7 protein-coding genes are annotated in these 11,528 nt (G+C 41.4%); 1 reads left to right on the top strand and 6 read right to left on the bottom strand.

The window, feature by feature from the left end; genetic code table 11:
- Positions 1-318: transposase (locus HMPREF9007_RS25715; RefSeq protein ID WP_129593451.1), on the top strand; the 318-nt coding region annotated here is incomplete at its 5' end.
- Positions 319-514: 196 nt separating this feature from the next.
- On the opposite strand, the gene HMPREF9007_RS22490 is transcribed toward HMPREF9007_RS25715, so the two are convergent.
- The 6 genes from HMPREF9007_RS22490 to HMPREF9007_RS22515 form a co-directional block, all read right to left on the bottom strand.
- The gene (locus tag HMPREF9007_RS22490) at positions 515-1,318 is read right to left on the bottom strand and encodes a sialate O-acetylesterase (RefSeq protein WP_008759854.1); all 804 of its coding nucleotides are present in this window, start codon (positions 1,316-1,318) and stop codon (positions 515-517) included.
- 47 nt (positions 1,319-1,365) lie between these two features.
- Positions 1,366-3,144 carry a polysaccharide deacetylase family protein gene (locus HMPREF9007_RS22495; protein WP_032850104.1) on the bottom strand — a complete coding sequence of 593 codons (1,779 nt, stop codon included), beginning with the start codon at positions 3,142-3,144 and terminating at the stop codon, positions 1,366-1,368.
- A 156-nt stretch (positions 3,145-3,300) separates the two neighbouring features.
- Positions 3,301-7,602 carry a two-component regulator propeller domain-containing protein gene (locus HMPREF9007_RS22500; RefSeq protein WP_008759852.1) on the bottom strand — a complete coding sequence of 1,434 codons (4,302 nt, stop codon included), beginning with the start codon at positions 7,600-7,602 and terminating at the stop codon, positions 3,301-3,303.
- Between the two features lie 142 nt (positions 7,603-7,744).
- Positions 7,745-8,059, bottom strand: a complete 315-nt coding sequence (gene rhaM / locus HMPREF9007_RS22505) for an L-rhamnose mutarotase (RefSeq protein ID WP_008759851.1) — start codon at positions 8,057-8,059, stop codon at positions 7,745-7,747.
- A 30-nt stretch (positions 8,060-8,089) separates the two neighbouring features.
- Positions 8,090-9,487 (bottom strand): glycoside hydrolase family 88 protein, encoded by a 1,398-nt coding sequence (locus HMPREF9007_RS22510; protein ID WP_008759850.1) that lies wholly within the window; start codon positions 9,485-9,487, stop codon positions 8,090-8,092.
- A gap of 3 nt (positions 9,488-9,490) precedes the next feature.
- Complete coding sequence (locus tag HMPREF9007_RS22515; protein WP_008764392.1) at positions 9,491-11,332, bottom strand: rhamnogalacturonan lyase; 1,842 nt, start codon at positions 11,330-11,332, stop codon at positions 9,491-9,493.
- Between the last annotated feature and the right edge of the window lie 196 nt (positions 11,333-11,528).

The raw sequence follows: 11,528 nt of genomic DNA, 5'->3' as shown, positions 1-11,528 counted from the left end.
AAAGCGGTCAATTATACCCTGAATGAATTTCCAGCATTATGCAATTATATGCTCAGACCCGAGTATGAAATGGACAATAATGCCATTGAGAGGATTAACAGATATATAAGCCTGAGCAGAAGGAACTCACTATTTTGCGGAAGTCATCAGGGAGCAAAAAGAGCAGTACTGATATATTCACTGGCATGTTCATGCAGGCTAAATGGAATTAATACATTTGAATACTTCAAAGACATATTAAACAAATTTGTAATGGTAAATCCCAATACAAATAAAAAATATCTCAGAGGACTATTACCGGATAAATGGAAGAAGTAACGGCATCGCGGAGACGCTTACACAATAAGAATGGAAGATACATTCTATTGTCACCTTATTATCACCCTCTATTGTCACCCCTATCTTCTTTATTATAAAACACTTAAATCAGAAAAGTGACAAGTGACAATAACAATGGATAAATATTTCCTATGTATATGTTTAAACAGAAATGAGTGTAGTCTGAAACGACCAGCTATTTCTTTATTAGTTTCTTAACTTCTTTAGCATAGCGTTTGCCTAAAGTAATCTGGCTTGCTGCATCAAAATGAGGATCCGTTTCATCCTTCAACGGAGTAAGTCCTTCGGAAGACACACAAGCACTATGGGGCAAAAAAGTGGAGATCTCTTTTATCATGTCATTAAAGGGTTTTGTACCTTCGGGAATATAAGGTTTCTTTGTCCAGTTCCATTGTGCTATTTGTCCTACGACAACTGGTAAATCAGGCATTCCCAGGTCATTACGTAAGTCTGTCATCAACTGAATAATCTTCTCTTTATATGCTTCCGGATGATGACAATCGGCTTCTCCCTGATGCCAGATAATTGCTTTCAATGTACCATACTTCATTGCTTCTTTTGCACGTCGTATTGCTTCATCATAATATCCGCCGGACTGTTTGGCATTCTTAACCCATGAACGAATCGAAGATCCTCCCCGTGCATTGACGATTAAGCCTACCGGATGTTTTTTAGTAGCCATCGTCTTGGCAAATCCATATGCAGGTCCTACTTGTTGCCAGCTAAGTCCTTTTCCTATCGTAGAATAGCGGTTCAAGGGATTCACTGCGGGTTCGAACTGATCATCTGCATTCAGCAGGTATACATTTTGTAGAGTATCCATCACTTCCGGTGATAATTTTCCTCTCCCTGCCATATTCGACTGTCCAATGCAAAGATACAGATCCAAAGTCTTCAGCGGTTTCTCAGCGTGTGCTTCCGATCTTCCCCATACTAGCACACATAAAAGGAAGAGGCCACATAGATAATTTGTTTTCATTATTTTATTGATTTTATTATCAGGTTAAACTTTATTCGTACACACCCCTAATTAAAATGAATTTTAATAGTTCCTCCATAAGGATTAAAGTCAAACATAACTTTATTCCCATTTATATACACAGGTAATTCTTTCCTGCCTTGCTTCACCAGAATTCCATTCATAGTTTCCCCTTGAATCACCATCGTCAATGGCTCAGCAAACAGTTTTCTATCTAATTTCAACTTGGGAGTAATTGTCATACCATTCTTTTTATTAGAGACTTTCAATTGTATCTCCTCCCTTTCTTTGATATAAGATGCCACTTCACAGAAGGTACCTACCCAAATCTGATCTTCCATACTTTTCACTTTATCCAAATGTTCCCAAAATAAAGAAGGCGATTTGAAAGCATCATATCCATAATTAATGCCGTGCGTCATACCTACTCCCCAATCTTCCGCTTTCATCAAATCCTTCAACCATTTGTCAAACCGTTCGGGAGTTGACTTTCCTCCGATTGAAATTTGTTTAGTACGTGTAGCGACCCTGCCTTTAGAAGCCATACTGACTATTTCTTCTGTCTTATAATTATATGGGTAACAATAGGTACGAGGTACAATGCCAATATTAGCATAAATAGCACTATCATTCTTTTCTATCTCCGATTTAACTTGCTCTATAGTCAATCGTTTGGCATTCTTATGTGCCCAGCTATGGCTGGAAACCTCATGTCCTTTCTTTGACATTTCACGCAACTCATCCCAAGTCATTCGAGGTACCTTTGCAGATGCACCTTGTTCCGTATAATAGCCGCATACCCAGAAAGTACCTCTAAAACCACGTTTCTCCAACTCAGGGGCAGCTACAGTTGAATGTTCCGCCAACCCATCATCAAATGTATAACTGATAGCACAAGCTCTGTCTCCTTTATATTTGGCGACATATACATGAGGATCATCCGAAAGAGTCTTTTTAATTTGTTCATATACCTGTTTACCCATATACTCGGCAGAAACCTGATTAAAATGAAGTTTATCTCCCATTAGTTCCGCTTCCGACATATCAATCAGATAAGCGTTCTTATCTTCTTTTGCATAGCGACGCATTCCTTCCTCAACATCACTATTATACCGTTTGTTTTTCCTGGATACGGTACCAAATATAAATGGAAGTTCAGAGTAATCTTTTCCGGTTTTCTCCGTCAAGTGGTTACGCACATAGGAAACTACTCCTTTCAGATTCTGATAATATTCTTTTCCGTGCTCATAATCACTTTCTCCCTGATGCCAAACGAAAGCATCAATCTGATAACCTTGCTTTAGTTTGGAAAGTGTCTGATCAATACTCGCATCAATATTGGCAATCAAAGAAAGTAATAAAGATTTTCCTTTCTCACTGGTAGCTGTATTCTCTGCCAACCATTTCGGGTCGGCAGACCAGTAAGTTCCCCGAAAAGGAGTAGTAACAGGAGCAGCTATGGCAGTGCCACCGATAGCCCACTTGATAACATAAAAATCTTCCTGAAACAACTGTTCCAACCAATAATAAGCAATCGCATCATATCCCCACGTATAAGGCTTACTTTTAGGATGACTCAATGGCCAAAATGGAACAAACATACCATCTGTACGATTATGGGCAATATGGCAATATTTGTAGGCTCCCGCAGTATACGTACTATCCACAGCCATTGCCTTTATATAATCCGGTAAACGATTGTTAGGTACTCGTCCATCCGTGTTTGACTGACCAGCTGTTATTATAACATGTGCAGGCTTCTGCCCTCTCGCCTGAATATGACAAAAGCCTAATACAAAAAACAAGATAAAAAAGAGTGTTCTCATGATCAATGATCCTTTAATTTTATAGTAATATTCTCCTGCAAAAATAAGGGTACTTTTACTATTCGACCATAGACTATTGTACACAAATACAAGGTCTATCATTCACATCGGGCACTACAGAGAAGATTTAAACTACCATTTAGAAAGCTTGGTTACTCAGGCTTCTGCCGTCTCATTTTCTCCCTGTTCTTTCATTTCACCGCGTTGATATACGGACGGTGCTACCCCAAACTGAGTCTTAAAGCACTTACTAAAATAGAACGGATCGCTGATGCCAACCTTGTAAGCAACTTCCGCAACAGTCAGATTCTCACCAGACAATAACAACTCAGCCGCTTTTTTCATTCGTACAACCCGCAAATATTCATTGGGAGAATACCCCGTCACTCCGCGCAGTTTTCTATAAAATACCGTTCGTCCTAATTTCATCAATTGAGCAAACTCATCAATAGAGAATTCCGGACGAGAAAGATTCTGTTCCAGTACAACAGCCAATCGGTCGGCAAATTCCTTATCACGGTCAGTAGAGCATACGGCAGCACGAACAATTCCCGGCTCACTGGAGAATTTCTCCCGCAACTTATCACGCTGTTCTATCAAGCGGAATACGCGTGCCAACAGAAGTTTTATACTGAACGGCTTCGCAATATAGGCATCAGCACCGGCTTCAATTCCTTCCAGATGTTTTTCCGGAGAATTCAATGCTGTCAGCAAGATAATCGGGATATGACTTGTCGCAAAATCAGATTTCAATTTCTTTGTCACTTCAAATCCGGTCATTCCGGGCATCAGTACGTCACAAATAATCAAATCAGCATCATAGGTACGAGCCTTCTCAAATCCGGAAGTTCCGTCAGCAGCTACTTCAACTTCAAAATAAACTCCTACTTCTTCTTTCAAAAATTCACGGATATCATTATCATCTTCTATAATCAATACTTTACGCTTATTCAAAGGTTCTGCTATTTTCTCCGGTTCCGGTAGTTCTTCCGAAAGTTCCAGTAAATGATGTGCCTGCCCGCCTGCCTCTTTCAACAAGACATTACCGGGAATAAGGAAATCTTTCTCCGAATAAACACTTTTGTCCGTCGGGATACAAACGGTAAAGACAGAACCTCCGCCGTCATTGTCTTTATATTCAATCGTACCTTTATGCACCTGTACCAATTCATAACTCAGATGCAAACCAACTCCGATACTATCACCGGAAAAACTACTCTGCATAAATCTCTTGAACAACTCATTTTGCTTCTCTTTTGGAATACCAACACCTGTATCTGCTACTTGAATCTGCAATGTCTTCTTCACTTCATCTACCGTAACAGAAAGTATAATCGTACCGTTCGAAGGGGTATATTTAAAAGCGTTAGACAACAGGTTATAAGTCACTTTATCCAGATTACCCTTATCAAGAAACATCTTGTAAGACGGTATAGACGGAATAAAACGGAAATTCATATTCTTTTGCTCCGCTACATCACCAAAACTCAGGAAGATTTCATAAAGGAAAGCAATCACATCCGTTTCTTCCAAAGAGAGCGCCAACTTATTATTCTGCATCTTGCGGAACTCCAATAACTGATTGATCAGCCTCAACATTCGCTGAGTACTTTTATCCATCGTTTTGAGCGGGTGTATCAGATCACGGGGAATATCAGCAACCCGTTGAATCTTTTCCAACGCTCCTTGAATCAAAGTTAACGGAGTACGAAATTCATGGGAAATATTAGTAAAGAAAACCAGCTTATATTCCGTCAACTGTTTTTCCACATTAATACGATTACGCAGACTGTTAAAGTTACGCACAATACGGAAAGTAAAATATAAAGTTACAATCAGCAGCAGCACATATCCCAACATAGCCCAGTTCGTCTTCCAGAAAGGAGGCACAATGACAATCTTCAAGGTTGTTTCACTTTCATTCCAAACACCTGCTCCATTACATGACTTCACATGAAGTACATAAGTACCTGGGTTCAAATATTTAAAAGAAGCAAAATTCAACGGAGAAGGTGTGCTCCATCCCTTATCATAGTTTTCCAGCCAGTACATATACTTTGTACGTCCGCTGTCCGAATAGTCAAAAGTAGAGAAATCTATCAAGAATGAATTCTGAAAATACTTCAAAGTAATTTCATCCGAATAAGCAAGCGATTGTTTCAATGGAGAATCCTCCATAGTAGGATTTATCTGGGTACCATTCACATGCAAATCTGTAAAGACCACCGGAGAAAAAGTTTCGCTATCCTGTATTTTATCCGGATCAATGACAAGCAGACCGTAATTTGTGCCGAAAAGCAATTTTCCATCTACTCCCACACAAGCACTATTCTCACTATAAACATTACCCAAAGTATAGGAAGAAAAGAAATAATTTTCAAAAGAATGATTAGTCGGGTTAAACTTAGAAATACCATATTCCGTAGCTACCCATAAGTTTCCGTTATTGTCCCCCAAAATTGATTGAATCACATCATTAACCAATCCTTCAGAGGTTCCGTAATGTTCATATTTCAATGAACGGTAATTATCTTCCGGCTCACAAAGATTCAAGCCGGAGCCAGATGTCCCCACCCACATACGTCCTTTCGTATCACGGTAGATACATCTGATTTCATTGCTGCAAAATGTACCGTTTGTATAATTGAACAGATGATAATCGTCACTGTCAGCTATCAATGAATCCGGATGAAAGATGCACACACCCTCACTGGTGCCCACCCAGATCATTCCATTATCGTCTTCTTCTATTACTCGCACCATACGCAGACCAAACTTCTGCTGTAAAAAATGACGGAATTTATACTTGCCATCAGTCGTCGGTTCTGCCAGTTCAAGCCCACCGCCAAAGGTACCTATCCACATACGGTCTTTCCGGTCACGAAAAAGAGAAAAGACATTATTTTCTGATAACGAAGCCGGATCCGAGACTTCATTGCGATACCATGAATCTCCGATCTTCAATCCATTTCCACGGGTTCCCACCCACATTTCGCCTTGATTATCTTCTGCTATCGCATAAATATTGGAATGGAAATACTGATTGGACATTTTGGAATGAAGATTCGAGTCAAACGTATATAATCCGCCTTTACGTGTTCCGACCCAAATATCCCCATCCGGCATTTTAGTCAACATACGAATCGTATTCGAGCGGTCAAATAATTCACGGGATTCGGGATAAATACGCGAGGTTCCTTCATTCAGAACTGAAATACGGGATAAACCGGAATACTCTGAACTTACCCAAATACCTCCGGCACGATCCTCCATCACATATAACAGAAAATCCGAACTTATATGACTCTGATCATTTATATTAGCCAGAAAATGTTCTAACTTATCCTCTGTCGTGTCATAGGCAAACAATCCGTTACCATAAGTAGAAATCCAAATGATTCCCCGGGAATCATGGACAATATGATAACGTTCATAATCAATGTATCCCAGTTTATCTTCAGGTATCAACTGAAATTCTTTTCTTGCTCCATTCTTGGCCAAAATATAAGTGACACATCCCGTATGATTATATATCCAGAAGTCACCATGATTATCACAAATCACTTCACCATTTCTGATGTTCAGACCAGAGTCCACACTGATCTTGCGTGTATTGAAATCATAGTTAAAAACCCCGGTATTGGTAAGGATGACCCATTTATCGTTCAACAGGAAGTTTCCCGTAGGTGACGTCTTACCCGCAACAGCAGAAAGCGAACCGACTTTTGTCAGTTTTTGCTTTGTAGTCTGATAGCAGTAGATGTCTCCGTCCGCTGTCAGAAAATACATATCATTCTTGAATGCCAGAGAAGAAGTAAAATGGAGTAATCTGTCTTCTACCTTATACTGTCCGTCGGATACGGAAACTAAGCCGCACTGTGTCCCGATCCAGATTCGTCCGCCGGCATCTTCATTTACAAACTGTACCCGGTTATCCGGAAGATTTCCACGCTCCGTCTTAAATTCCGTAGACACCATCTGTCTGTCTTTCTGATGGACCATTCTGAGACAACCATTGCCGGAATGTCTGAGCCATACATCCCCATTAGCAGCAACAAATATAGACGAATAATTCTTTTCCAGCGCACCAGTCCCCGTATAGTCTACAAAACAGGCACGTTGCAAGTCATAACAACTGAACAATTCCGGAGTTGTAGAGATCCATAAAAAACCATTTTTGTCTTCGGTAAGGTCATAAATCCGATTATCAGCCAAAGAGACTTTATCACCAATTTCCGGACGGAAAGTCAGAAAAGAGTTGCCATCATAGCGGCTTAACCCATTTAGGGTAGCCAACCACAAGAAGCCTTTGCTATCCTGATACAGGTACCGAACTGAGTTATTCGGAAGTCCGTCACTTGTTCTCATTTGTTTGGAACGGAGTTCAATGCCACCGTAAGCCGCATTGAAAACAAGAGTCATGAACAATGTGAAAAGTAATATGCGCCTCTGTGTCATATAGATTCTAAGATTAATGATAAATGCCAGACAAAAATAGTCAAGATAGTTGAAATAATAAAGAAACAATCCATAAATAGTATCAGGAGGATGCTTGTTTTTTAATCAAACATCCCCCTGATATCAATTCTGTCTAAGGGTTCTAGTCCATATGAAAGACTTCCGGCAATGGTATTGAAACCGGTGAATTGTCCGGATTCACTTCCATGATATCTGCCATATAATCCCACCATTTCTGTACAATCTCTGTGTTGCCCAAGTCCTGCGAACCTCCTTCTCCTTCTGTTTTCTGGAAAGCAAATAGAATATTGGTTTCTTTATCCCAATATATAGAATAATCTGACACCCCATTTTTTGAAAGCAGTGCTTTTAATTCAGGCCAGATAGCGGCATGCCTTTTTTCGTATTCTGCTTCATAGCCCGGTTTCAGATACATTTTGAATGCTTCTCGTTTCATGGTTCCTATATTTTAAAGTTAATCTTTTATTTATTCACTATCTACCGCAAAGATAGGAGCTGTTGTCTTCTGCTTTTCCTGATAATATTGCACGGCACTGTCATTCATCTGAGGATGCTGGGTGTTGAGCAAACGAATCATTTCCGCACCTGCCCAAAGCACCGGTCCGTATCCATGCGCCGCATATACATTGACCGGACGATAATAATAGAAAGCCGGATCGAAAGCCATACCGGTGCCTACGCAAGTGCCTTCCACCTGTCCTTCTTCATTTATCTTTCCGGCGACGGCATGCCATCCCAACTGGGCAACAGGACCATACGCTATCGCATCAATCCAACCTTTATTAATGGCGTGTGCCAGACAATATACATAGATAGCAGTTGCAGAAGTTTCCAGATAAGAATCATTACGGTCGAGCAACTGGTGCCAAAGTCCTTCTCCACTTTGCAACGCCGTCACTCCACGCACATGAGCACGGAAATAATCCATCACCTTCGGACGTTGGGGATAATCTTCCGGCAATACATCCAGCAGTTCACAAGCTGTCAGCAGCGCCCATCCATTGGCACGTGCCCAGCAAAAAGCCGGATGATCCGTACTGCTTTCCACCCATCCGTGTCTGTACAATCCCTTTTCGGGGATAAACATACGGTCTGCAAATTGCAGGAATTGCTTCACGGCTTCTGCCAGATATTTATTCTTCGCTTCCTTATCATAACGACTCATCTGCGCTACCGCCGGAATGCCCATAAACATATCATCCAGCCAAAGAGTATTCCGCTGAGGACGATTACGGGCAAACGTTCCGTCTGCCAGACGATATTCTTTGTTGATGATAAAATCAAAGTAATTCTGAATTAATCCGTCAACCGGAAGAGACTCGTCTTTCAACCGTAATTTAATCATGGCAGTACATACGGCTCCCGCATCATCCAACGCATGAGGAGTCAGGATTTGCAACAATTGCGAATCAGTCTTCCCTTTTTCTTCATAGACACGTTTGAAATGCGGAGCGACTTCCGCCAAAAAGCGGAAACGATTCTGAACATAGTCAGTATAACGCTTATCACCTGTTGTTTCGGCAGCCGCTATCAGAGCGGAATAAGTGACACCCCATTCATAACTTGCCAGACGGAAAGCTCCGCGTTCCAGCTGCGCCTCATCCCCCATTGCAGTATAATCCGTAATCACCTTACCGGTATTCTTATCCACTACACGAGCCGGTGTCTCCTTATCTATATATGCAAAAACACGATCGATGTCTTTTTTAACCTGTTCGGGGGTCAAATCACCATAAGTACCCTGATAAGCAGGTTGCAGTAAATGCAAAGGAGTATTTGAATCATTGATTACTGCTTTCTTTTTCTGCGCACAGGCAGGTAGTGCTACCAATAACGCAGCAACGGTCATCATACGATAATTCATAATTTACTTTTTAGGTATTTTACATCCTCTGAATATAGTGCCACGCAACTCCGGACCAAAATAGAATCCGGGCTGAGTAGGCTGATTATAAGCCACATTTTGAGTCGCAATACTGATACGGTAAACCGGATCTTCCAGGAAAGTATGGAAACGGTAGTCCGTAGGAATGGTAGAGACATAAAGCCTCAAAGCTGTATTATCGGCTGTACGCAACAATACTTCTTCTCGCCAGTCTCCTACAATATCTCCTTGCAGACAAGGAGTTGACTTTGTTCCGTTATTAGAAAGAGCACCTTCAAAAACAGCGATACGTTCACAAAGTCCTTTCTCCCAATTATATTTACTGACTACATTACGATCCAGCAACTCACGCAAGAGATCACCATCCCACCAGACAGCCATATTCGTAGACAATCCTCTGACTCTGGAAGCAATCACTTCCCCTTTCACATTTCTGACACCTTTAGAATCTAAAGACCACATTTCAACTCCGGGATGATTAGGATCAATATCAGCAGCCATACAACGACCTACATCTGTATTACTCTTTATCTGGAAAATAATTTCTCCCGTAGCTGCATCCCGGAAAGTTGAGCCATCTCTTCTATTCTCGTGGCAACTCCAAACCTGCAATCCCGGACGGGAAGGATCAAAGTGAGTCAGATGCATAGCATCACCATGCCCCATGCGGGTAGAATAAAGTCCGGTTCCATCGTTATTGATCGTACATTGTCCATATACAATCTCATCGCAGCCGTCACCATCTACATCACCTACACGAAGATTATGGTTTCCTTGTCCGGCATAAGCTCTGCAACCGGGATTATTACTGTCGAATACCCAGCGGTTCTTCAAATTCTTACCATCCCAGTCATAGGCAGCCAATACAGTACGTGTATAATATCCACGGCACATCACCACACTCGGATGTACTCCATCCAAATACGCAATACAAGCCAGATAACGGTCGCTACGATTGGCACGTCCGTCGCCCCAGTCCATCAGATTGCCACGTTCGGGCACATAATCAATCGTTTGCATTGCTTCTCCGGTCAGTCCGTTAAAGATGGTCAGATACTCCGGGCCTGTCAGAATACGTCCTCGCTCATTCCGATAATCCGCATTCGCATCACCGATCACCTTTCCCGTTCCGTCCACTGTTCCGTCTCCGGTCTTCATTACCACTTCCGCACGGCCGTCACCGTCCAGATCGAAGACCATAAACTGTGTATAATGTGCACCGGCGCGTACATTGCGTCCCATATTGATACGCCACAACTGCTGCCCGTTCAACTTATAACAGTCAAAAATCACCGGTCCCGTATAACCGTCATGAGCGTTATCATGTGCATTGGACGGATCCCATTTCAGAATAATCTCATATTCACCATCCCCGTCTACATCACCGATACTGGCATCATTCGGAGCATAAGTGTATGCTTGTCCGGACGGAGTAGTACCTCCCTCGGGGCGTACCAAAGGAATATTTAAATATCCTGTCGGAGCATCTGCCGGCAGTTGATAATTGCTTTCTGTTTTACCTTTTATAGCTTTTACCGTATAGAGTGCAGGTTCTGTTCCCTGATAAGAATCCTGGAAGAAAGTTGCATTTTTCAGCGGATGTTTATTCACCTTTTTACCATCCCGGTATATATCAAAGGATTCGTCCATCGGATCAGAAGAAAGATAGCGCCAAGAAACGACTACGGTTGACGGATTCTCACGAATGGCAATTACGCCACGTCCTAAATGTTCTCGTTTCAGTTTAGTAAAATCATAGTTTGGCTGGGCAACTACAAAAGTCGCTATTACCAACAAACTAAAAAAGATGCTTGTACATTTCATAGTTTTATCATTAATCAAAGTGTTCTTATCATATTTAGAATAACGTCGTGCAAAAGTAAGCGATATGGTCTACCCATAAAATAGAATATCGTACAAATCTATGTATAAATTGCCTTTTTAACCATCGCACTCCCTTTCCGAAGGCATTATGGACAAATTTAAATACTTGTGGACAATATTCCATTGAAGAGGAAAA

It is taken from the genome of Bacteroides sp. 1_1_14, assembly GCF_000162515.1.
Classification (GTDB): Bacteria; Bacteroidota; Bacteroidia; order Bacteroidales; family Bacteroidaceae; genus Bacteroides; species Bacteroides thetaiotaomicron.
The sequence above is the reverse complement of the archived record's forward strand: the minus strand, read 5'-3'. Positions and strand labels throughout refer to the sequence as shown.

What these genes read in the sequence shown, in the direction of transcription:
- HMPREF9007_RS22510 (WP_008759850.1), bottom strand. Translation starts at nt 9,487, where the DNA reads ATGAATTATCGTATGATGACCGTTGCTGCGTTATTGGTAGCACTACCT.
- HMPREF9007_RS22495 (WP_032850104.1), bottom strand. Translation starts at nt 3,144, where the DNA reads ATGAGAACACTCTTTTTTATCTTGTTTTTTGTATTAGGCTTTTGTCAT.
- rhaM (WP_008759851.1), bottom strand. Translation starts at nt 8,059, where the DNA reads ATGAAACGAGAAGCATTCAAAATGTATCTGAAACCGGGCTATGAAGCA.
- HMPREF9007_RS22490 (WP_008759854.1), bottom strand. Translation starts at nt 1,318, where the DNA reads ATGAAAACAAATTATCTATGTGGCCTCTTCCTTTTATGTGTGCTAGTA.
- HMPREF9007_RS22515 (WP_008764392.1), bottom strand. Translation starts at nt 11,332, where the DNA reads ATGAAATGTACAAGCATCTTTTTTAGTTTGTTGGTAATAGCGACTTTT.
- HMPREF9007_RS22500 (WP_008759852.1), bottom strand. Translation starts at nt 7,602, where the DNA reads ATGACACAGAGGCGCATATTACTTTTCACATTGTTCATGACTCTTGTT.